Annotated in this window: 20 protein-coding genes; 18 read left to right on the plus strand and 2 right to left on the minus strand. The window is 69.8% G+C overall.

The genetic code is table 11. From position 1 onward, the window contains the following. Window positions 1-192: 192 nt before the first annotated feature. From AC3A6P_RS33985 to AC3A6P_RS34060, 16 genes are all read left to right on the plus strand, one after another. Window positions 193-2,118 carry a peptidoglycan D,D-transpeptidase FtsI family protein gene (locus tag AC3A6P_RS33985; RefSeq protein ID WP_487696834.1) on the plus strand — a complete coding sequence of 642 codons (1,926 nt, stop codon included), beginning with the start codon at window positions 193-195 and terminating at the stop codon, window positions 2,116-2,118. An 85-nt stretch (window positions 2,119-2,203) separates the two neighbouring features. Further along, entirely contained in the window at window positions 2,204-3,724 is a 1,521-nt protein-coding gene (locus AC3A6P_RS33990; RefSeq protein ID WP_487696800.1) for a UDP-N-acetylmuramoyl-L-alanyl-D-glutamate--2,6-diaminopimelate ligase, read from the plus strand. Continuing rightward, window positions 3,721-5,217, plus strand: a complete 1,497-nt coding sequence (locus tag AC3A6P_RS33995; protein WP_487696801.1) for a UDP-N-acetylmuramoyl-tripeptide--D-alanyl-D-alanine ligase — start codon at window positions 3,721-3,723, stop codon at window positions 5,215-5,217. Before AC3A6P_RS33990 ends, AC3A6P_RS33995 begins: the two co-directional genes overlap by 4 nt. After that, complete coding sequence (gene mraY / locus AC3A6P_RS34000; RefSeq protein WP_487696802.1) at window positions 5,214-6,293, plus strand: phospho-N-acetylmuramoyl-pentapeptide-transferase; 1,080 nt, start codon at window positions 5,214-5,216, stop codon at window positions 6,291-6,293. The genes AC3A6P_RS33995 and mraY overlap by 4 nt, the downstream gene beginning before the upstream one ends. A 14-nt stretch (window positions 6,294-6,307) precedes the next feature. Beyond that, a complete protein-coding gene (gene murD / locus AC3A6P_RS34005) occupies window positions 6,308-7,798 on the plus strand; it encodes a UDP-N-acetylmuramoyl-L-alanine--D-glutamate ligase (protein WP_487696835.1) in 1,491 nt (496 codons plus the stop codon). Between the two features lie 7 nt (window positions 7,799-7,805). After that, entirely contained in the window at window positions 7,806-9,434 is a 1,629-nt protein-coding gene (ftsW, locus tag AC3A6P_RS34010; protein ID WP_487696803.1) for a putative lipid II flippase FtsW, read from the plus strand. Next, the gene (murG, locus tag AC3A6P_RS34015) at window positions 9,413-10,597 is read left to right on the plus strand and encodes an undecaprenyldiphospho-muramoylpentapeptide beta-N-acetylglucosaminyltransferase (RefSeq protein ID WP_487696836.1); all 1,185 of its coding nucleotides are present in this window, start codon (window positions 9,413-9,415) and stop codon (window positions 10,595-10,597) included. The genes ftsW and murG overlap by 22 nt, the downstream gene beginning before the upstream one ends. Window positions 10,598-10,632: 35 nt before the next feature. Next, the gene (murC, locus tag AC3A6P_RS34020) at window positions 10,633-12,015 is read left to right on the plus strand and encodes a UDP-N-acetylmuramate--L-alanine ligase (RefSeq protein ID WP_487696837.1); all 1,383 of its coding nucleotides are present in this window, start codon (window positions 10,633-10,635) and stop codon (window positions 12,013-12,015) included. Continuing rightward, on the plus strand, window positions 12,012-12,893 hold the full coding sequence (locus AC3A6P_RS34025; protein WP_487696804.1) for a cell division protein FtsQ/DivIB: 882 nt from the start codon (window positions 12,012-12,014) through the stop codon (window positions 12,891-12,893). Before murC ends, AC3A6P_RS34025 begins: the two co-directional genes overlap by 4 nt. Before the next feature lie 288 nt (window positions 12,894-13,181). Further along, window positions 13,182-14,330, plus strand: coding sequence for a cell division protein FtsZ (gene ftsZ / locus AC3A6P_RS34030; protein WP_487696805.1), 1,149 nt, complete (start codon window positions 13,182-13,184; stop codon window positions 14,328-14,330). A gap of 41 nt (window positions 14,331-14,371) precedes the next feature. After that, entirely contained in the window at window positions 14,372-15,079 is a 708-nt protein-coding gene (pgeF, locus tag AC3A6P_RS34035; RefSeq protein ID WP_487696806.1) for a peptidoglycan editing factor PgeF, read from the plus strand. Then, on the plus strand, window positions 15,076-15,816 hold the full coding sequence (locus AC3A6P_RS34040; RefSeq protein WP_487696807.1) for a YggS family pyridoxal phosphate-dependent enzyme: 741 nt from the start codon (window positions 15,076-15,078) through the stop codon (window positions 15,814-15,816). Before pgeF ends, AC3A6P_RS34040 begins: the two co-directional genes overlap by 4 nt. A gap of 77 nt (window positions 15,817-15,893) precedes the next feature. Beyond that, a complete protein-coding gene (locus AC3A6P_RS34045; RefSeq protein ID WP_487696808.1) occupies window positions 15,894-16,574 on the plus strand; it encodes a cell division protein SepF in 681 nt (226 codons plus the stop codon). A gap of 125 nt (window positions 16,575-16,699) precedes the next feature. Further along, window positions 16,700-16,990 (plus strand): YggT family protein, encoded by a 291-nt coding sequence (locus AC3A6P_RS34050; protein ID WP_083739524.1) that lies wholly within the window; start codon window positions 16,700-16,702, stop codon window positions 16,988-16,990. Between the two features lie 231 nt (window positions 16,991-17,221). Next, window positions 17,222-18,049, plus strand: a complete 828-nt coding sequence (gene wag31, locus AC3A6P_RS34055; RefSeq protein WP_487696809.1) for a DivIVA-like cell division protein Wag31 — start codon at window positions 17,222-17,224, stop codon at window positions 18,047-18,049. 15 nt (window positions 18,050-18,064) lie between these two features. After that, window positions 18,065-18,436 carry a hypothetical protein gene (locus tag AC3A6P_RS34060; protein ID WP_487696810.1) on the plus strand — a complete coding sequence of 124 codons (372 nt, stop codon included), beginning with the start codon at window positions 18,065-18,067 and terminating at the stop codon, window positions 18,434-18,436. Here AC3A6P_RS34060 and AC3A6P_RS34065 read toward each other — a convergent pair. Continuing rightward, entirely contained in the window at window positions 18,433-19,098 is a 666-nt protein-coding gene (locus AC3A6P_RS34065) for a phosphoribosyltransferase (RefSeq protein ID WP_487696811.1), read from the minus strand. The genes AC3A6P_RS34060 and AC3A6P_RS34065 overlap by 4 nt on opposite strands. Window positions 19,099-19,184: 86 nt before the next feature. On the opposite strand from AC3A6P_RS34065, the gene AC3A6P_RS34070 reads away from it, so the two are divergent. Continuing rightward, entirely contained in the window at window positions 19,185-20,522 is a 1,338-nt protein-coding gene (locus AC3A6P_RS34070) for a TIGR01777 family oxidoreductase (protein ID WP_487696812.1), read from the plus strand. Here AC3A6P_RS34070 and AC3A6P_RS34075 read toward each other — a convergent pair. Beyond that, the gene (locus tag AC3A6P_RS34075) at window positions 20,485-21,231 is read right to left on the minus strand and encodes a type 1 glutamine amidotransferase (protein WP_487696813.1); all 747 of its coding nucleotides are present in this window, start codon (window positions 21,229-21,231) and stop codon (window positions 20,485-20,487) included. The two genes, AC3A6P_RS34070 and AC3A6P_RS34075, sit on opposite strands and share 38 nt — an antisense overlap. Before the next feature lie 133 nt (window positions 21,232-21,364). On the opposite strand from AC3A6P_RS34075, the gene AC3A6P_RS34080 reads away from it, so the two are divergent. Then, window positions 21,365-22,933, plus strand: coding sequence for a phospholipase D family protein (locus tag AC3A6P_RS34080; RefSeq protein WP_487696814.1), 1,569 nt, complete (start codon window positions 21,365-21,367; stop codon window positions 22,931-22,933). The last annotated feature ends 68 nt before the right edge of the window (window positions 22,934-23,001 follow it).

Here is a 23,001-nt window from a genome sequence, read left to right on the forward strand (position 1 = left end):
CGGCCCCGTCACCGGCCCGGCGCCCGGTCCGGTCACCGGTCCACTGCCCGGCCCCGTGGCGCCGTTGGCCGACCCCGTGGCGCCGTTGGCGGCGGACCCCGCGATCGTGCCGCCGCCGGGAGCCCCGGCGTGAGGCGTGCCAAGGCGAACAAACCGGCAAAGGACACCACCGAGAAGACCCGCAGCGCCAAGGTGAGCCGGACGGCCGCACGTGCGCCGAAAGCCACTGCGCCGCAACAGGGTCACTCGGCGCGCCGTCGTCGTACCCGCCTGCCGGCCGAAGCCGGCGGTGCCCCGGCGACCACCGGCTCGGGCAAGACGTCGGGATTCGCCTTCCGTCGCCGCACCGGCAACATCGCGATCGGCGTGCTGATCGCGGTGGCGGCGGCGCAGCTGTTCAACCTGCAGGTGCCGCAAGCGGCGGGGCTGCGCGCCGAGGCCGCCGGGCAGTTGAAGGTCACCGACGTCCAGCAGGCCCTGCGCGGCGCCATCGTCGACCGCAACTTCGACAAGCTGGCCTTCACCATCGAGGCGCGGGCCCTGACGTTCCAGCCGGTGCGTATCCGCGAACAACTCGAGGAGGCGCGGGCGAAGTCGCCGGAGGCCCCCGACCCGCAAACCCGCCTGCGCGACATCGCCAAGGAGGTGTCCGCGCGGCTGGACGGGCGGCCCGACATGGCGACGGTGCTGCGCAAGCTGCGAAGCAACGAATCCTTCGTCTATCTGGCGCGCGCGGTGGACCCGGCGGTGGCCACGGCCATCATGGACAAATTCCCCGAGGTGGGGTCGGAGCGCCAGGATCTGCGCCAGTACCCCGGCGGATCGCTGGCCGCCAACATGGTCGGCGGTATCGACTGGGACGGTCACGGACTGCTGGGGCTCGAGGATTCGATGGACTCGGTGCTGGCCGGAACCGACGGCTCGGTGACCTATGACCGCGGCTCCGACGGCGTGGTGATCCCGGGCAGCTACCGCAACCGCCACGACGCGGTGGACGGCTCGACGGTGCAGCTCACCATCGACGACGACATCCAGTTCTACGTCCAGCAGCAGGTGCAGCTCGCCAAGGACGCATCCGGCGCCAAGAACGTCTCGGCCGTCGTCCTCGACGCCAAGACCTCCGAGGTACTGGCGATGGCCAACGACAACACCTTCGACCCGAGCCAGGACATCGGCCGCCAGGAGAACCGGCAGTTGGGCAACCCGGCGGTGTCCTCGCCGTTCGAACCGGGGTCGGTGAACAAGATCATCACCGCGGCCACCGCCATCGAACTCGGCCTCACCAACCCCGACGAGGTGCTGCAGGTACCCGGCTCGATCAACATGGGCGGCGTCACCGTCGGCGACGCCTGGAGCCACGGCGTCGAGCCCTACACCACCACCGGCGTCTTCGGGAAGTCGTCCAACGTCGGCACGCTGATGCTGGCGCAGCGCATCGGCCCGGAGAAGTTCGCCGAGATGCTCACCAAGTTCGGGCTGGGCCAGCGCACCGGAGTCGGATTGCCCGGTGAGACCTCCGGGCTGGTGCCGCCCATCGACCAGTGGTCGGGCAGCTCGTTCTCCAACCTGCCCATCGGCCAGGGCCTGTCGATGAGCCTGCTGCAGATGGCGGGTATGTACCAGGCCATCGCCAACGACGGGGTGCGCATCCCGCCGCGCATCATCAAGGCAACCATCGCCGCCGACGGCACCACGACCGAAGAACCGCGCCCCGAGGGCATCCGGGTGGTCTCGCCGCAGACGGCGCAGGTCACCCGCAACATGTTCCGCGCCGTCGTGCAGCGCGACCCGATGGGCGTCCAGCAGGGCACCGGGCCGCAGGCCGCCGTGGAGGGCTACCAGGTGGCCGGCAAGACCGGCACGGCGCAGCAGATCAACCCGGCCTGCGGCTGCTACTTCAGCGACGTCTACTGGATCACCTTCGCCGGGATGGTCACCGTCGATGACCCGCGCTACATCGTCGGGATCATGATGGATGCGCCGCATCGTGCGGCCGACGGGTCGCCCGGTTCCTCGGCGGCGCCGCTGTTCCACAACATCGCGTCCTGGCTGCTGCAGCGTGAAAACGTGCCGCTGTCGCCGGATCCCGGCCCACCGCTGGTGCTGCGCCAGACCTGACTGACTGAGCCCGCCATGCCCGACGCCGCCGCAGCGGCTTAGTAGGGTGTCAAGGCTGACCACGGCGCGAACGGAGGTGAAGACCGTGTCGAGCCCGTTGCGACCCGGAACCACCACCGGCGTTCCACTGGCTGAGCTGGCGGCGTCTCTCGGCACCGACGCCGAGGTGCCCGACGTCACCGTGCACGGGGTGACGCTGCGAGCCCAGGACGCCCAGCCGGGTGACCTGTTCGCCGCACTGGCCGGAACCAGGGCGCACGGGGCCCGCTACATCGGCGACGCGGTGTCCCGGGGTGCCGTGGCGGTACTGACCGACGACGCCGGTCTGGCCGTGGCCCGCGACGCCGGGGTTCCGGTGCTGCTGCACGCACACCCCCGCACGGTCCTGGGCCGGCTGGCTGCCGAGGTGTACGGCAGGCCGTCGGACACGGTGTCGGTCATCGGGGTCACCGGCACCTCGGGAAAGACCACCACCACCTATCTGATCGAGGCCGGCCTGCGGGCGGCCGGCCGCACCGCCGGACTGATCGGCACCGTCGGAATCCGGATCGCCGGTGTCGATGTGCCGAGCTCGCTGACCACCCCGGAGGCGCCGGCGCTGCAGGCGCTGCTGGCGTTGATGGCCGAGCGTGGCGTCGACACCGCGGTGATGGAGGTGTCCAGCCACGCGCTGTCGCAGGGCCGGGTCGACGGGGTGCACTACGCCGTCGGTGGCTTCACCAACCTCTCCCGCGACCACCTCGACTACCACCCCACGATGGCCGACTACTTCGAAGCCAAGGCCCGCCTGTTCGACCCGGCTTCCGGGGTGCACGCCCGTCGGTCGGTGATCTGCGTCGATGACGACGCCGGCCGTGCGATGGCCGCGCGGGCGCACGATCCGGTGACGGTCAGCACCACCGGTGCCGCCGACTGGACGGTCTCCGAGGTGGTGCACCTGCCCGACGGGGCGCAGGAGTTCACGGTGTGTGATCCCGCCGGTGTGCACCACCGCATCGGGTTGCGCCTGCCCGGTGGCTACAACATCGCCAATTGCCTTGTCGCGCTGGCGGTTCTCGACACCGTGGGCGTGGCGCCGGAGCAGGCGGCGCCCGGATTGCGGGACGCGACGGTGCCCGGCCGGCTGGAGCCCATCGACCGGGGCCAGGGGTTCCTGGCGCTCGTCGACTACGCCCACAAGCCGGGTGCGCTGCACGCGGTGCTGCAGACCCTGCGCACCCAGAATCCGGCGGGCCGCCTGGCGGTGGTGTTCGGTGCCGGCGGTAACCGTGATGCCGGCAAGCGCGCACCCATGGGTGCGGTGGCCGCCGAACTCGCCGACCTCGTGGTGATCACCGACGACAATCCCCGCGACGAGGAGCCCGCCGCCATCCGCGCGGAGATCCTCGCCGGAGCCGTCGGCGGAGCCGAGGTGGTGGAGATCGGTGACCGGGCCGCGGCCATCGCGCACGCGGTGAGCTGGGCCCGCCCCGGCGATGTCGTGCTGGTCGCCGGGAAAGGTCACGAGTCCGGCCAGACCGCTGGTGGACAGACCCGCCCGTTCGACGACCGCGACGAGCTGGCGCGCGCGCTGGAGGCCCTCGGGCGTCTGGGGACCGTCTCGTGATCGAGCTTTCGCTGGCCGAGATCGCCGAGATCACCGGTGGGGAACTCGCCGATATCAGTGCCGCCGACGCCGCCGCCACCGTCGTCACCGGCACGGTCGAATTCGATTCGCGCGCAGTGGCCGCAGGGTCGTTGTTCCTGGCGTTGCCCGGTGCGCGCAGCGACGGCCATGACTTCGCCGCAGCGGCGGTGGCGGCGGGTGCGGTCGCGGTACTGGCGGCGCGCCCGGTCGGTGTGCCCGCCATCGTGGTGACACCACAACTGGGCGACGGCAGCGCCGGCGTGCTCGAACACGACGCCGACGGCTCCGGGGCCGCGGTGCTGGCGGCGCTCGGACGGCTGGCCGCCGAGGTGGCCCGGCGCCTGGTCGCCGGGGGACTCACCATCGTCGGCGTCACCGGGTCCTCCGGCAAGACGTCCACCAAGGACCTGCTGGCCGCGGTGCTCACGCCGTTGGGTCAGGTGGTGGCCCCGCCGGGGTCGTTCAACAACGAGCTGGGCCATCCGTGGACGGTGCTGCGGGCCGACGAGTCCACCGACTACCTGATCCTGGAGATGTCGGCGCGACACCCCGGCAACATCGCGGCGCTGGCCGCCATCGCACCGCCCCAGATCGCGGTGGTGCTCAACGTCGGCACCGCCCACCTCGGCGAGTTCGGCTCCCGGCAAGCCATCGCCGACACCAAAGCGGAGTTGCCGCAGGCAGTTCCGGCCTCCGGTGTGGTGGTGCTCAACGCCGACGACACCGTGGTGGCCGCGATGGCCGACAAGACCGCGGCCCGGGTGGTGCGGGTGGGCCGCGGCGCCGCCGCGGATGTCTGGGCCGACGACGTGGTCCTCGATGCCGAGGCCAGACCCAGCTTCACCCTGCACAGCCCGGCCGGCACCGTGGCGATCCAGCTGGCGGTGCACGGCGACCACCAGGTGTCCAACGCGCTGTGCGCGGCCGCCGTCGCACTCGAGTGCGGCGCCACCGCCGAGCAGGTGGCCGCCGCGCTGTCTGCGGCCGGGCCGGTCTCCAAAGCGCGGATGGCGGTCACCACCCGCGCCGACGGCGTGACCGTCATCAACGATGCCTACAACGCCAATCCCGATTCGATGCGCGCCGGTCTGCAGGCGCTGGCCTGGATGGCGCGCAACGGCGGACAGCGCAGGAGGAGTTTCGCGGTCCTCGGCGAGATGGCCGAACTGGGCGAGGACGCCATTTCCGAGCACGATCGCATCGGCCGGCTCGTCGTGCGATTAGATGTCAGTCGACTCATCGTCGTCGGAACCGGGAGGTCAATGAGCGCCATGCACCACGGGGCGGTCATGGAGGGATCGTGGGGTGCCGAGTCCACGCAGGTGGCCGATGCCGAGGCGGCCCTGGAGCTGTTGCAGGCCGAGCTGGCTCCCGGTGACGTGGTCCTGGTGAAGGCCTCCAACTCGTCCGGGCTGGCCGCGCTGGCCGAGCGCTTGTTGTCCGGTCCGGCGGCGGGGGAACCTTCTCGATGAGACTGATCCTGATCACCGTCGGCCTGTCGCTGGCGGTGTCGATCCTGCTCACGCCGTGGCTGATCCGGCTGTTCAACCGGCAGGGCCTGGGCCACGAGATCCGGGAGGACGGCCCGCCCAGCCACAAGACCAAGCGCGGCACCCCGTCGATGGGCGGAGTGGCCATCCTGGCCGGTATCTGGGTCGGGTATCTCGGCACCCACCTGGTGGGGGTGGCGCTCGACGGCGAGGGGCCGTCGGCCTCCGGTCTGCTGGTGCTCGGGCTGGCCACGGCGCTGGGGCTGGTCGGGTTCATGGACGACATGATCAAGCTGCGCCGGGCCCGCAACCTCGGGCTGAACAAGACCGCCAAGACGGTGGGGCAGATCGCCGCCGCGGTGCTGTTCGGGGTGCTGGTGCTGTGGTTCCGCAACGGCGACGGCCTGACTCCCGGCAGCACGGAACTGTCGTATGTCCGCGAGATCGCCACCGTGACGCTGCCGCCGCTGGTGTTCATCCTGTTCGTGGTGGTGCTGGTCAGCGCCTGGTCCAACGCGGTGAACTTCACCGACGGGCTGGACGGGCTGGCCGCCGGGTCCATGGGGATGGTGTCGGCGGCGTACGTGCTGATCACGTTCTGGCAGTACCGCAACGCGTGCGCCACCTCGCCGGGCCTGGGCTGTTACAACGTGCGCGATCCGCTGGACCTGGCGATCGTGGCCGCGGCCACCGCCGGTGCGTGTATCGGCTTCCTGTGGTGGAATGCCGCGCCGGCCAAGATCTTCATGGGCGACACCGGTTCGCTGGCACTCGGCGGCATCATCGCCGGCATCTCGGTGACCAGCAAGACCGAGGTGCTGGCCGTGGTGCTCGGCGCCCTGTTCGTCGCCGAGATCGTCTCGGTGGTGGTGCAGATCATGGCGTTCCGCACGACGGGGCGGCGGGTTTTCCGGATGGCGCCCTTCCATCACCATTTCGAGCTGGTGGGCTGGGCCGAGACGACGGTGATCATCCGGTTCTGGCTGCTGACGGCGATCGCCTGCGGTCTGGGTGTGGCGCTGTTCTACGGCGAGTGGCTCAGCGCCATCGGCGCCTGATGGCGCAGCGATCGGTGCCTGACGTGCCCGAGGACCTGCACCCGCTGGGTCCCGGCGCCCGTGTCCTGGTGGTCGGCGCCGGCGTCACCGGGAAGGCGGTGCTCAAGGCGCTGACCCCGCTGGGAGCGCTGGCCGACCTGACCGACGACCGGCCCATGGCGCTGGAGCCCTTCGCGTTCGACGGGGTGCGGGTGCTCGATGCCGATTCCGCCGTGGACCACATCGCGGACTATGCGTTGGTGGTGACCAGCCCGGGGCTGCCGCCGGTGGCGCCGGTGCTGACCGCGGCCGCCGCCGCGGGGGTGCCGGTGTGGGGGGATGTCGAATTGGCGTGGCGGCTGGATCAGTCCGGTCGCTACGGCCCGCCGCGGAAATGGCTGGTGGTCACCGGTACCAACGGCAAGACCACCACCACCTCGATGCTGCAGGCGATGCTGACCGCCGCGGGCCGGCGCAGTCTGTTGTGCGGCAACATCGGCGACCCCGTGCTCGACGTGCTGGATCAGCCGTCGGAGTTGCTGGCCGTCGAAGCTTCCAGCTTCCAGCTGCATTGGTCGTCGTCGCTGCGGCCGGAGGCCGGGGTGGTGCTCAACATCGCCGAGGACCACCTGGACTGGCACGGCTCACTCGAGCATTACGCGCAGGCGAAGGCAAAGGTGCTCGACGGCCGGGTCGCGGTCGTCGGCCTCGATGACCCGATCGCCGCCGGGCTGCTGGACGCCGCGGCCGCCCCGGTCAAGATCGGCTTCCGACTCGGCGCGCCCGGCCCCGGTGAGTTCGGGGTTCGTGACGGGTGGCTCGTCGATTCGTCGGGCACCGCGCTGGCCCGCGCCGACAGCATCACCGTCGCCGGGCCCGTGGGGATGCTCAACGCGCTGGCGGCGGCGGCGCTGGCGCGGGCGGTCGACGTGCCGGGCGCTGCGATCGCGGAGGCGCTGGCCGGGTTCCGGGTGGGCCGGCACCGGGCCGAGGTGATCGCGACGGTGGACGGCGTGACCTTCGTCGATGATTCCAAGGCCACCAATCCGCATGCCGCCGAAGCGTCGGTGCTGGCCTACCCCCGGGTCATCTGGGTGGCCGGTGGCCTGCTCAAAGGTGCCTCGGTGGACCAGACGGTGCGCAATGTCGCCGATCGACTGGCCGGGGTGATCCTCCTGGGCCGCGACCGGGCCGTGCTCGCCGAGGCGATATCCCGACACGCGCCCGATGTCCCCGTCGTAGAGGTTGTGACGGGGGAGGATGCTGGGGTGCAAGGGGCCCCTGTTGTTCAAGAGACGAATGTGCCATCTGTGACTCGTGTGATCAGTGCCGCGGTCGCATCCGGCACGTCCGAGGCCTCCCTGGGGGCGCGCGTGATGACGGAGGTCGTCGCCGCCGCCCGCGACCTCGCCCAACCCGGCGACACCGTGCTGCTGGCCCCGGCGGGCGCCTCGTTCGACCAGTTCGCCGGCTACGCCGACCGCGGCAACGCCTTCGCCGGCGCCGTCCGCGCCGTCACCGGGTAACTCGCTGATGGCCAGCATCCTGACCCGGTGGCGGAACAGCGAGCGGCCCGCCACCGACACCGATCACGCCGTCCCGGGCGACACCGCGGACACTGCCGACACCGAACCCACCCCCGTCATCGCCAAAGACGACAACCAGACCCGGAGCGCGAGAGCGACCGCCCGGCTGGCGAAGACGAAATTCGGCTCCTGGCTGTCGCGTCCCATGACGTCGTTTCACCTCATCGTCGCGATCACGGGGCTGCTGATCACCCTGGGCCTGATCATGGTGCTCTCGGCGTCGGGGGTGTACTCCTACGACTCCGACGGCTCGCCGTGGGCGGTGTTCGCCAAGCAGGTGCTCTGGACGGTGATCGGGCTGGTCGCGTTCTACGCGGCGCTGCGGATGCCGGTGAACCTGATGCGACGGCTGGCCTTCCCCGGCTTCGCGTTCACGATCGTTCTCCTGGTTCTAGTGCTCATCCCGGGTATCGGCAAGGTGGCCAACGGTTCTCGCGGCTGGTTCGTGGTGTCGGGCTTCTCGATGCAGCCTTCCGAGCTGGCCAAGATCGCCTTCGCCATCTGGGGTGCCCACCTGCTGGCCACCCGGCGCCTGGAACGCGCGTCGCTCAAGGAGATGCTGGTGCCGCTGGTGCCGGGCGCGGTGATCGCGCTGGCGCTGATCCTGGCCCAGCCCGACCTCGGGCAGAGCGTGTCGATGGGCATCATCCTGCTGGGCCTGCTCTGGTATGCAGGTCTGCCGCTGAAAGTGTTCGTCACCTCCCTGATCTCGGTGATCAGTGCCGCGGCGGTGCTGGCCATGGTCGAGGGCTATCGCTCCGCCCGGGTCCAGTCCTGGCTCGATCCCAGCGCCGACGCCCAGGGTTCCGGTTACCAGGCCCGGCAGGCGCGGTTCGCGCTGGCCAACGGGGGAGTGTTCGGCGACGGCCTGGGACAGGGTGCCGCGAAATGGAACTACCTGCCCAATGCGCACAACGACTTCATCTTCGCGATCATCGGCGAGGAACTCGGGTTCGTCGGCGCCTTCGGGCTGCTGTTGCTGTTCGCGCTGTTCGCCTACACCGGCACCCGCATCGCCAGCCGGTCGGTCGACCCGTTCCTGCGTCTGCTCACCGCCACCGCCACGCTGTGGATCCTGTCCCAGGTGTTCATCAACGTGGGCTACGTCATCGGCCTGCTGCCCGTCACCGGCCTGCAGTTGCCACTGATCTCCGCGGGTGGAACATCAACGTCGACAACACTTCTGATGATCGGCATCATGGCCAACGCAGCCCGGCACGAGCCGGAGGCGGTGGCGGCGCTGCGGGCGGGCCGCGACGACAGGATGAACCGCCTGCTGCGGCTGCCGCTGCCCGAGCCGTATGTGCCCACCCGGGTGGAGGCGCTGCGGGACCGGCTCAGGTCTCGCAGCGGCGGCAAGTCGGCGCCCAAGGCCAGCAGGCCGCAGCAGTCCGCTGCCCGCAAGCCGGCTCGCAAGGCGGTCAAGAAAAGCGCGGTGAGTGATGGGTCACGTCGGCGCACAGGGCATCATGGAGGCGGCCAACGGCGTAGGGTGCCGGAGGCCCCGGCCCGCGCCCGAAGCGGGCGGTCACATGCGATGGCGGAAGGGCGCCGATCCTTGGAAAGGCGCCGGTAGTTGGAAAGACGACGATACGGGTGAACGACTCGGTCACAGGACCGGCCGACGGCGCCCCCATCTCGGTGGTGCTTGCCGGTGGGGGGACGGCCGGCCACGTCGAGCCCGCCATGGCGGTCGCTGACGCGCTGACAGCGCTCGATCCGCGGATCCGCATCACCGCCCTGGGCACCGCGCGGGGTCTGGAGACCCGGCTGGTGCCCGAGCGCGGTTACCACCTCGAACTCATCACGCCGGTGCCGCTGCCGCGCAAACCCACCGGCGATCTGGTCAAACTGCCGATCCGGGTGCGCCGGGCCGTCCGGCAGACCCGCCACGTGCTCGACGACGTCGACGCCGATGTGGTGATCGGTTTCGGCGGCTACGTCGCGCTGCCTGCCTATCTGGCCGCCCGCGGCGGGGTACGCCGGCGCCGGGTGCCGGTGGTGATCCACGAAGCCAACGCCAGCGCGGGGATCGCCAACAAGGTCGGAGCGCGTTCGGCGCGGCGGGTGCTCTCAGCGGTGCCCGACTCCGGTCTGCGGCACGCCGAAGTGGTGGGTGTGCCGGTTCGGGCGGCCATCACCACACTGGACCGGGCTGCGCTGCGGGCCGAGGCCAGAGCCCATTTCGGGTTCGCCGAACAGACCCCGGTACTGCTGGTGTTCGGCGGCTCCCAGGGTGCGGCCTCACTGAACCGCGCGGTCTCGGCGGCCGCGGGTGCACTCGCCGACCGTGGTGTCGCCGTGCTGCACGCCCATGGGGCCAAGAACACTCTCGAGTTGCGCACCCCCAACCCGAATGACCCGCCCTACGTCGCGGTGCCCTACCTGAACCGGATGGATCTGGCCTACGCGGCCGCCGACCTGGCCATCTGCCGGTCCGGTGCCATGACCGTGGCCGAGGTGTCGGCGGTGGGCCTGCCCGCGGTGTACGTCCCGCTGCCCATCGGCAACGGCGAGCAGCGCCTCAACGCGCTGCCGGTGGTCAGGGCCGGCGGCGGCCTGATGATCAGCGATGCCGAGTTGACGCCGGAATTCGTGGCCGACGTGGTGGGCGGGCTGCTCACCGACCCGGCGCGGCTCTCGGCGATGACGGTCGCGGCCGCGCGGGTCGGACATCGTGATGCGGCCGAGCGGGTGGCCGCCGTCGCGCTCGAGGTGGCGCGGGCGGGCCGCCGGTGAGCGTGCCGCTGCCCGAGGAGCTGCGCCGGGTCCACATGGTGGGCATCGGCGGTGCCGGCATGTCCGGCATCGCCCGGATACTTCTGGACCGCGGTGCCCAGGTGTCCGGTTCGGATGCCAAGGAGTCCCGCGGGGTACTGGCGCTGCGGGCCCGCGGCGCGCAGATCCGGATCGGGCACGACGCGTCCGCGCTGGATATGCTGCCCGGTGGGCCGACCTCCGTCATCACCACCCACGCAGCCATCCCGAAGACCAACCCCGAACTGGTCGAAGCACACCGGCGCGGCATACCGGTGGTGTTGCGGCCGGTGGTGCTGGCCAAGCTGATGGCCGGGCACACCACTGTGCTGGTCAGCGGCACCCACGGCAAGACGAGTACCACCTCGATGCTCATCGTGGCCCTGCAGCACTGCGGCTTCGACCCGTCCTTCGCCGTCGGTGGTGAGCTCGGCGAATCCGGCACCAACGCCCACCACGGCAGCGGCAGCTGTTTCGTCGCCGAGGCCGACGAGAGTGATGCCTCGCTGCTCGAATACACCCCGAATGTCGCCGTGGTCACCAATATCGAGGCCGACCACCTCGACTTCTTCGGCACCGAGGAGGCCTACAGCGCGGTGTTCGACCAGTTCGTCGACCGCATCGTCGCCGGCGGGGCGCTGGTGGTGTGCACCGATGACCCGGGCGCTGCTGCGCTGGCGACGCGGGCACAGGCCGCGGGCGTGCGGGTGCTGCGGTACGGAACCGCCGGTGACCTGGAAGCCACGCTGCTGAACTGGCAGCAACAGGGCACGGGTGCGGTCGCCGAGATCCAGTTGGCGGGGGAGCCGGGTCCGCGTGCGATGCGGCTGTCGGTGCCGGGCCGGCACATGGCACTCAACGCGCTGGCCGCGGTGCTGGCCGCCCGCGAGGTGGGGGCACCGGTCGACGACGTGCTCGACGGCCTGGCCGGTTTCGAGGGAGTGCGGCGCCGGTTCGAGCTCGTCGGCACCGCCAACGGCATCCGGGTCTTTGATGACTACGCGCATCACCCGACGGAGGTGCGGGCCGTGCTGGCCGCGCTGCAGACCGTCACCGAGCACGGTGGCGGCGGCCGGGTGATCGGTGTATTCCAGCCCCATTTGTATTCGCGCACAAAGACTTTCGCCGCCGATTTCGGTGCCGCCCTGGACGGTGCCGACCGGGCCTTCGTGCTCGATGTGTACGCCGCGCGTGAGCAGCCGATGCCCGGCGTCAGCGGAGCGACGGTGGCCGAGCATGTCAGTGTGCCGGTGACCTACGTGCCGGATCTGTCGGCGGTGGCGCGCACGGTGGCCGAGGTGGCCCGTCCCGGTGACGTCATCGTGACGATGGGCGCCGGGGACGTCACCATGCTGGGCCCCGAGATCGTGACCGAACTGCAGCTGCGGGCAGGCCAGTGAGCCAACCCGACGATCCCGAAGCGCCGCAGGCCGAGTCGGAAGCGCCGGAGGACACCGAAGACCTGGAGGGGCCGCGCCGGCGTGCCCGCCGGGAACGCGCCGAACGCCGGGAAGCCGAGGCCAGGGCCAAGGCGATCGAGGAGGCTCGCCGCGAGGCCAAGCGCAAGGTGCTCGGTGCGGCCGTGGTGGAGAACAAATCGCCGCGCCGCGGCACGGTCCGCGGCCTGAAAGTCGTGCTGTGGACGGTGCTGCTGGCATTGGTGGGTACCGCGCTGGGGTTGATCCTGTATTTCACGCCGCTGATGTCGGCACGCGACATCGTGGTGGTCGGTACCGGCGAGCTCACCCGCGAAGAGGTGGTCGACGTCGCGCAGGTCCGCCCCGGGACGCCGCTGCTGCAGATCAACACCGACGTCGTCGCCGAACGGGTGGCCGCGATCCGGCGCGTCGCCAGCGCGCGGGTGCAGCGCGAGTACCCGTCGACGCTGCGGATCACCATCGTCGAGCGGATCCCGATCGCGGTGAAGGACTTTCCCGACGGGCCGCATCTCTACGACCGCGACGGTGTCGATTTCGCCACCGGTCCGGCGCCGCTGACGCTGCCGTACCTCGATGTGGAGCACCCGGCGCCCAACGACCTGCCCACGCAGGCCGCGCTGGCGGTGCTGACCGCGTTGCGCCCCGAGGTCGCCGGCCAGGTGGCGCGTGTCGCGGCGCCGTCGGTGGCGTCGATCACGCTGACCCTGACCGATGGGCGGGTCGTGGTGTGGGGGACCGAGGACCGGACCCAGGAGAAGGCCGACAAGCTGGCCGCGCTGCTGACGCAACCCGGCCGCACCTATGACGTGTCCAGCCCCGACCTACCCACCGTCAAATAGGCCGAGCGAGCGTGTTTGCCCGCCGACACGCGGCAATTTCTGTACAAGAGCGTGCGCTCGGCCGGGGTGAATCCGGGGCTCCGACAAATTCACCCGCGTGTCATCGGCGCGCCTGCGGGGTTGATTCGAGGGTCGGCCCTACCGTTCTGGTTGCGCGGATCTACTTGACATAACTCTAAGCCTATGGTTGAGGTTGAGGGTTTAGGGACACACCTGTAAGGGTCGGGAAGATCCGCTGAACGACAGAACCCACACGGGAAAACGCCCACTCAGGGAGGAAGGCGACCAATGACCCCCCCGCACAACTACCTCGCCGTCATCAAGGTGGTCGGCATCGGCGGCGGCGGCGTCAATGCCGTCAACCGCATGATCGAACAGGGCCTCAAGGGTGTCGAGTTCATCGCCATCAACACCGACGCCCAGGCACTGTTGATGAGCGATGCCGACGTCAAGCTCGACGTCGGTCGTGATTCGACCCGCGGACTCGGTGCAGGCGCTGACCCGGAGGTCGGCCGTAAGGCCGCCGAAGACGCCAAGGACGAGATCGAGGAACTGCTCCGCGGCGCCGACATGGTGTTCGTCACCGCAGGTGAAGGCGGTGGCACCGGTACCGGCGGCGCGCCCGTCGTGGCCACCATCGCCCGCAAGCTGGGCGCCCTGACCGTCGGTGTGGTGACGCGGCCGTTCTCGTTCGAGGGCAAGCGCCGCAGCAACCAGGCCGAGTCCGGCATCAACGCGCTGCGCGAGAGCTGCGACACGCTGATCGTCATCCCCAACGACCGGCTGCTCCAGATGGGTGACGCCGCGGTGTCGCTGATGGACGCGTTCCGCAGCGCCGACGAGGTGCTGCTCAACGGCGTGCAGGGCATCACCGACCTGATCACCACCCCGGGCCTGATCAACGTCGACTTCGCCGACGTCAAGGGCGTCATGAGCGGCGCGGGCACCGCGTTGATGGGCATCGGCGCCGCGCGCGGCGACGGTCGCGCTCTCAAAGCCGCCGAGATCGCCATCAATTCGCCGCTGCTGGAAGCCAGTATGGAAGGCGCCCAGGGCGTGCTGCTGTCGGTGGCCGGCGGCAGTGATCTGGGTCTGTTCGAGATCAACGAGGCCGCCTCGCTGGTGCAGGACTCGGCACACCCCGACGCCAACATCATCTTCGGTACCGTCATCGACGACTCGCTGGGCGACGAGGTGCGCGTCACCGTCATCGCCGCCGGTTTCGAGACCGGTGCCGCCAGCCGCAAACCCGTCACCGGTGCCACCGGTGTCGGTGGGCAGCAGGTCGCCCAGGGCCGGGCCGGCAAGGTGTCGTCGTCGCTGTTCGAGCCGGCCGACGCGGCCAGCGTTCCGTTGCACACCAACGGCGCCACCGTCAGTGTCGGCGGTGGGGACGACGACGATGACGTCGACGTGCCGCCCTTCATGCGGCACTGACGCATCGTCGTGAAGGTTTGACGCGCCGTGATACTGGGCTCGTGACCGTAACCATCCGCCGCGTCACCACCACGCGGGCCGGCGGCGTCTCGGCGCCGCCGTATGACACCTTCAACCTCGGCGACCATGTGGGCGACGACCCGGCCGCGGTGGCGGCCAACCGCAAGCGCCTCGCCACTGCGATCGGCCTCGATTCCGATCACCTGGTGTGGATGAATCAGGTGCACGGGGACCACGTGGTGCGTGTCGACGAGCCGCGCGGTACCGCTGTCGACGCCACCGATGCGCTGGTGACGACGACGCCCGGGCTGGCGTTGGTGGTCGTCACCGCCGATTGTGTGCCGGTGCTGCTGGGCGACGCCCGCGCCGGGGTGGTGGCCGCCGTACACGCCGGCCGGGTGGGCGCCCAGAAGGGCGTGGTGCCCCGCACCATCGAGGCCATGACGGCCGCCGGCGCGCATGTCGAGGACATCTCGGTGCTCCTCGGCCCCGCCGTCAGCGGCGTCAACTACGAGGTACCCCAAGCCATGGCCGAAGAGGTCGAGGCCGTTCTGCCGGGTAGCCGCACCGTCACCGCCCGGCGCACCCCGGGTCTGGACCTGCGAGCCGGTCTCCATCGTCAACTGCAGGGCCTCGGCGTCACCGCCATCTCGGTGGACCCGCGGTGCACCGTGGCCGACCGCAACCTGTTCAGCCACCGGCGTGGGGCGCCCACCGGCCGGCTGGCCTCGGTGGTGTGGATGCAATGACGGTCTCCACCCGCGAAACCCAGTTGGCCGAGGCGCTGGCGGGCCTGCGCGCGCGGGTGGCGCGCGCCGCCGAGTCGGCGGGTCGCAGCGCCGACGACATCGAACTGCTGCCGATCACCAAATTCCACCCGGCGTCGGACATCACGATCCTCTCGGAGCTCGGCTGCCGCGAGTTCGGCGAATCCCGCGATCAGGAAGCCACCCGCAAGATCGCCGAACTGGCCGGCCGAATCGCCGGGGGCACGCGCTGGCACATGGTGGGGCAGATCCAGAGCAACAAGGCGCGCCACATCGCGTCGTGGGCGCATGTCGTGCATTCGGTCAGCAGCCGGAAAGTGGTCAACGCGTTGGCCCGTGGCGCGGAGGCGGCGCTGGCCGACGGCGGGCGCTCGGAGGCGTTGCAGGTCTATCTGCAGCTCAGCCTCGATGGTGACGAATCGCGCGGCGGCGTGGACATCAACGCACCGGAGCGGATCGACGAGCTGTGTGCGGCCGTATCTGCAACGGAGGCATTGCAATTCGTGGGTTTCATGGCGATCCCGCCGCTGCAGGCCGACCCGGATGAGGCCTTCGCCAGGTTAGAGGCCGAGCGCGCTCGGGTACAGGCTCGATATCAGCACCGCCTCGGTCTGTCGGCCGGCATGTCCGATGACCTCGAGGTGGCAGTCAAACATGGTTCAACGTGTGTGCGTGTCGGAACCGCTCTTCTGGGACCTCGACCGCTAACGTCACCGTGAGTAGTCACTCCAGTCACAACTTCATCACACGCACCACATATCTTTTCAGGTCCTAAAGACTTCCGAGAGGTCACGCAATGAGCACACTGCACAAGGTCAAGGCCTACTTCGGGATGGCTCCGCTGGAGGACTACGACGACGAGTACTACGAAGACGACGATCGTGGTGCCTCGCGCGGATACTCGCGCCGCACTGAGCGTTTCGCCGACGGGGGAGACTTTCCGGCGGGTTACGAGCGGGACCGCTACGGCGACCGGATGGATCCGCGGGATCGCGAATACGACGATCCCCGGGACCTGCGCGACCCGCGCGATGCCGAGTACGCGCCCGGCTACCGCGGCGCCTACGCCGACGAGGCCCGCTTCCGTCCGCGCGAATTCGAGCGTCCCGCACCCCGTCTCGGTGGTCTGCGCGGTGGCAGCACCCGCGGCGCCCTGGCCATGGATCCCCGCCGGATGGCCGAACTCTTCGAGGCAGGTAGCCCGATGTCCAAGATCACCACGCTGCGTCCCAAGGACTACAGCGAAGCCCGCACCATCGGCGAGAAGTTCCGCGACGGCAACCCGGTGATCATGGACCTGGTCTCGATGGACAACGCCGACGCCAAGCGGCTGGTCGACTTCGCCGCCGGCCTGGCCTTCGCGCTGCGCGGCTCCTTCGACAAGGTGGCCACCAAAGTGTTCCTGTTGTCGCCGGCCGACGTGGAGGTCACTCCCGAAGAGCGCCGCCGGATGGCCGAGGCGGGCTTCTACTCCTGACGGGTTCGGTTTCACCGCCCCGGCGTTGCATCGGTAGGCTGGCGGGGTCGCTTTTCGCCGACGATCCCCGCCTCTCGAGGCGGTGTCGGCAACATCACACTCCTCGTCAGTAAGGTCGGCTCTCGTTGGCGCTCTTCTTCGAAATCCTGGGCTTCGCGCTGTTCGTCTTCTGGCTGCTGTTGATCGCCCGGGTCGTCGTCGAGTTCATTCGCTCGTTCAGTCGGGACTGGCACCCGCGCGGTTTCACCGTGGTGGTGCTGGAGATCATCATGACGGTCACCGATCCGCCGGTGAAGCTGTTGCGCAGGCTGATCCCGCAGCTGACCATCGGCGCGGTCCGCTTCGATCTCTCGATCATGGTGCTGCTGCTGCTGGCGTTCATCGGTATGCAGCTGGCCTTCGGCGCCGCGGTCTGATTCCGCCGGCCGGGCCGGTGGCAGGCGTCTGACGTCGACGTTTGTCGACGATTCAGCATGTTCACACCTGGTGGACACCATTTTTTGAAAATCGTTCTTAATTATCGGCCTGATCCGCAACCGCCGGGTCGGGTGTGACAGGATGGACGCCAGTTACAGCACGGCCACTAGCTTGGTCTATCGTTCTAACTTCTAGATCGGATCGACCGTCCAGACCTGAGGGGGCAGACAATGCCGCTTACACCAGCCGACGTGCACAATGTGGCGTTCAGCAAGCCGCCGATCGGCAAGCGTGGCTACAACGAGGACGAGGTCGACGCCTTCCTCGATCTGGTGGAGAACGAGCTGACACGGCTCATCGAGGAGAACGCGGATCTGCGTCAGCGGGTCAGCGAGCTCGACCAGGAGCTCGCCGCCGCCCGCGCCGGCGGCGGTGCCCAGGCCACCCAGGCCATCCCGCTCTACCAGCCTGAGCCCGAACCGGAGCAGGCACCCACACCCGCGCCGGCCTACGAGGCTCCGCCCACCCCGGCTCCGGCCGCACCCGCGGCCCCGTCCGGCGAAGAGGCCCACGTCAAGGCGGCCCGCGTGCTGGCCCTGGCCCAGGACACGGCTGACCGGCTCACCGGTACCGCCAAGGCCGAGGCCGACAAGCTGCTCGCCGATGCGCGTGCCAACGCCGACGCCATGGTCAACGAGGCCAAGCGCACCGCCGAGACCACCGTCACCGAGGCCCGCAACCGGGCCGACGCCATGCTGTCGGACGCCCAGACCCGCTCCGAGACCCAGCTGCGCCAGGCGCAGGAGAAGGCCGACGCCCTGCAGGCCGACGCCGAGCGCAAGCACTCCGAGATCATGGGCACCATCAACCAGCAGCGCACGGTGCTGGAAGGCCGGCTCGAGCAGCTGCGCACCTTCGAGCGCGAATACCGCACCCGTCTGAAGACCTATCTGGAGTCTCAGCTCGAAGAGCTCGGCCAGCGCGGTTCGGCGGCTCCCGTCGACTCCAGCGCGGGCAATGACGGCGGCTTCAACCAGTTCAACCGGGGCAACAACTAACCGGATGATCGATCGATGCTGATCGTCGCGCTGGTTCTGGCTGTCATCGGCCTCGCGGCGTTGGTGACCGCGGTGGTCACCAGCAACGCGGTGGTGGCCTGGGTGTGCATCGGTGCCAGCGTGCTGGGTGTCATCCTGCTCATCGTCGACGCCATCCGGGAACGCCAGCGCGGCGCGGCGCAGGCTTCGGCGGACGCCGAGAATGCCGAACCCGGTGAGGCGATCGATCAGACGTATCAGAACTTCGACGCGGAGTATCCCGACGAAGAGCCCACCACCCAGGTGATCGAGGGTGGCCCGGCCACCGAGAAGCTGGCCCGCGACACCTCCGAGGCGAACGAACGCGCCGGGAACGGTTCCGAAGAGTCCAAGCCGGCGCCGAACTAACCGCCGGCCAGCGCGGCTGTCACCGCGTCGTCGGGCACCTGGTCGAAATCGCGGTAGGACATGCCGACCGCGATGAACGGTCGCGGTTCGTAGACGCACACCACGTCGTCGGCCACATCACCGAACAGGCGCGAGATCGTCTCCGGGCCGGTGGGCACCGCGATCACCAGTTGCGCGGCGCCGGCATCGCGCAGCGCCAGAGCCGCCACCCGCATGCTGGCACCGGTGGCCACTCCGTCGTCGACCAGGACGACGGTGCGGCCGGTGACCTCGACGGGCGGTCGGCCTTGCCGGTAGGTGCTCTCGCGCCGCTCCAGCTCACGGCGTTCCCGCTGCGCGATGGCGGCGATATCCTGTTGTGTCACACCGAGTTCGGCTACCAGCGGTTCGTTGAGGACAATGCGTTCGCGGGAAATCGCGCCCAGCGCCAACTCCTCGTGTCCCGGTGCGCCCAGCTTGCGGACCACCATGACGTCCAGCGGCACGCCGAGTTCACGGGCCACCACCGCCGCCACCGGGACACCGCCGCGGGCCAGCCCCAGCACCACCGCATTGTCGAAATGGGCACGTCGTTCCGAGAGGGCCGTTGCAAGCGCATGGCCGGCGTCGTCGCGATCGACGAATCCGCCCGCGTGCCGATGGCGCAGGAATCCTCCCGCCATGACCGCCGGATTGACCACCCGGTCGGCGTTCAAACCCCGGCGGCCTGGCGTCAGAATGCGCGCGGACGGGTATGTAGTGAGTCACCATGGGCATCGAATACAGCAGCGTGCTCGCGCATCCCCGCGACGAGGTCTTCGCCTGGCATGCGCGGCCGGGCGCCATCCACCGCTTGATCCCACCGTGGCAGCCGATGATCGCGGTCCAGGAGGCGTCGTCGTTGGCCGACGGCCGCGCGGTGCTGGGCCTGCCCGGCGGGCTGCGCTGGTACGCCCAGCACGACCCCGCGGCCTACGACCCGCCGCACCGGTTCGTCGATGAGCTGACCGCCGGCGGTGTGCGGTCCTGGCCCACGCTGGCCACCGGTCATTGGCGACACACGCACGAGTTCGCCGACCGCGGCGACGGCACCACCCTACTGACCGACACCGTGGACACCCCGGTTCCCGGACGTCTGCTGCGCTCGACCTTCGTCTACCGGCACCGTCAGACCGCCGATGACCTGGCTGTGCACCGCGGCGCCGGGCTGAGCCCGCTCACGGTGGCCATCACCGGTGCCAGCGGCCTGGTGGGCACCGCGCTGTCGGCGTTCCTGACCACCGGCGGGCACCGCGTCATCCGGCTGTCCCGCCGCCCGGCCACCGGGGCCGACGAACGGCAATGGAACCCCGAAGATCCGGCGCCGGACCTACTCGACGGCGTTGATGCCGTCGTTCACCTGGCGGGTGCGTCGATCGCCGGCCGCTTCACCGACAGTCACAAGGCAAAGATCCGCGACAGCCGGATCGAGCCCACCCGGCGGCTTGCCGAGATCGCGGGCCGCGGTGGGCCGCGGGTGTTCGTCAGTGCGTCCGCCATCGGCGTCTACGGCTATGACCGCGGCGAGGAACTGCTGCACGAGGACAGTTCGCGCGGCGACGGGTTTCTCGCCGACGTGGTCAGCGACTGGGAGGCGGCCACCGCGCCGGCCGCCGACGCCGGCCTCCGGGTGGTGCTGGTGCGCACCGGAATCGTCCAGGCCGCCAGGGGCGGCACGCTGCAGCTGCTGCGGCCGCTGTTCAGCGCCGGACTCGGTGGCCGGTTGGGTAGCGGACGGCAGTGGCTGTCGTGGATCGGGATCGACGACCTGACCGATGTCTACCACCGCGCCCTCTACGACGACCGGCTGTCGGGTCCGGTCAACGCCGTGGCGCCCGAACCGGTCCGCAACGCCGACTACACCGCGGCACTGGCGCAGGTGCTGCACCGGCCTGCGGTGCTGCCGGTGCCGTCCTTCGGTCCGCGGCTGCTGCTGGGCGCCGACGGGGTGCGGGAACTGGCCGAAGCCAACCAGCGGGTGCTACCGACGAAGCTGGCGGCTGTCGATCACCATTTCCGGCATGCCGACGTCAGCGACGCGCTGGCACACCAACTGGGTCACGACTGACCCGATCGAGGAACCCGGCCACCAGCCGGCGCAGCCGCTGCGCGGCGCCGTCCTGCTCGGCCACGGTGCGCTGCCGCAGCGCGTCGATGTCGATGCCGAGGCGCGTCACATCGCCTTTGTCGTCACCTTTGTCGTCGTCGAGCCACAGTTCCAGCAGCGGGAGGTTCAGCTCGGGATGGAACTGCAGTCCCAACGCCGTGCCCAGGATGAACGCCTGCGACGCCCACGGGGTGGCGGCCAGTTCGGATGCCCCCGGCGGCGGGGTGAACTGGTCGGAATGCCACTCGAACCACGGTCCCTCGGGAATCAGATCGCTTGGCGCCGAGGCAAATTCGTACCAGCCCAGCTCCGGGTTGGGAGATTTGCGCACCGTGCCGCCGAACGCCTGGGCCACCAGCTGACCGCCGAAACAGACACCGAGCACGCCGATCCCGGCGTCCACGGCACTGCGCACCAGCGCCATCTCGGTGCCCACCCAGCCGGCCCGCAGCGCCTCGTCGTAGACCGACCACCGGGAACCCAGCGGAACGATCACGTCATAGTCGGTCGGCTCGGGAAACTCGACGGACACCGCCGCCGGATCGCCCACCTGGTCGGCGGGCACCACGTTGAAGGTGTCGACGTCGAAACCACGTTCGGTGAAGACCTCGCCGATGACGGCCTCCGGCGCGATCGGATCGTTGTAGATGAACAGGACTCTGGGTGCCACGGCATAAGACGATACGGCCCGCGTCCCCGCGCGGCTTCCGTAGCATTTCAACCATCGTCAGCGTAGGGGTTCTGATCGTGGCCGTCGCCGTCTCGTGGGGGCTGGTGTTGTTCAGCCGGAGGAGGCAGCTCGTATGACGGACAATTGGTTCCTCACCGGCGACGAGCGGGGTAACCCCGACAGCTCCCTGCCCGCGTGGTCGGAGGGCAACTCCGTGCGCCCGCTGGTGCACGGCGCCACCTATTTCGACGAACTCGTCACCGAGGTGGAGGCGATGCGGGCCGGGGACCATCTGTTCTTCACCGACTGGCGCGGCGACCCTGACGAACGACTGCGCCCGGAGGGCCCCACGATCGTCGAACTGTTCTGTGCCGCCGCCGTCCGCGGGGTCGTCGTCAAGGGTCTGATGTGGCGGTCGCACCTGGACAAACTGCAGTACAGCGAAGAGGAGAACCAACACCTCGGTGACGACATCGAGCGGGCCGGCGGTGAGGTGCTGCTCGACCAGCGGGTCCGCGTCGGCGGTTCCCACCACCAGAAACTGGTGGTGTTGCGTCACCCCGACGATCCCGCTCGTGATGTCGCGTTCGTCGGCGGTATCGATCTGTGCCACAGCCGGCGTGATGATGCGAGCCACCGCGGCGATCCGCAGGCGGTACAGATGGCGGCGAGCTACGGAGACACCCCACCCTGGCATGACGTGCAGCTGCGGATCCAGGGTCCGGCGGTGCAGCATCTGGACGCCACCTTCCGCGAGCGGTGGACCGATCCGACGCCGCTGGACAACAACTCGCCGGTGGCGTGGATACGGGACAAGCTGCGCCGCGCCGACCTCACTGCGGACTCCCTGCCGCAGCAGCCGCCTGCGCCGCCGCAGTGCGGTACGCAGCACGTGCAGGTCCTGCGCACGTATCCCGATGCCCACCACGCCTATTCGTTCGCCCCCAACGGCGAGCGCAGTATCGCCCGTGCCTACCTCAAGGCGGTACCGAAGGCCCGCAGGCTGATCTACCTCGAGGACCAGTATCTGTGGTCTCAGCAGGTGGCTCGGCTGTTCGCCGATGCCCTGCGCGCCAACCCCGAGCTGCACCTGGTGGCGGTGGTGCCCCGGCACCCCGATGTCGACGGCCGGTTGTCGCTGCCGCCCAACGCGGTGGGCCGCCAGCAGGCCCTTGACGTGTGCCGGGCGGCCGACCCGAACCGGGTGCATGTCTTCGATGTGGAAAACCATTCCGGGACACCGGTTTACGTGCATGCCAAGGTCTGCGTGATCGATGATGTGTGGGCCGCGGTGGGTAGCGACAACTTCAACCGTCGGTCGTGGACCCATGACAGTGAGCTGTCCTGCGCGGTGCTGGATCAGGCCCGCGACGAGCGCCCCCCGGCCGGTGACGCCCGCGTTTTCGCCAGGGAGTTGCGCCTGCGGCTGCTGCGCGAGCATCTGGACCGCGCCTCCGACGGCAGTGACGATGAGGGTCTGGTCGATCCGGTGACGGTGGTGCAGACGGTGCGGGCATCGGCCGACGCGCTGCAGGCCTGGCACGACGGTGGCCGAATCGGCGCGCGACCGCCGGGCCGGCTGCGGCCGCACCAGCCGGAGCGCCTCGGCAGGCTCACCAGACTGTGGGCGGTACCGGCGTACCGGCTGATGTACGACCCCGACGGCCGTTCGTGGGAGGAACGGTTGCGCAACCGGTGGTGAGCCGCGTCACGCGCACGGGGTCCTCCGTCGGCCATGGCTAGGCTGTGCTGATGAGCCGGATCCGGACG

It is taken from the genome of Mycobacterium sp. Soil_C_30 (assembly GCF_057656995.1).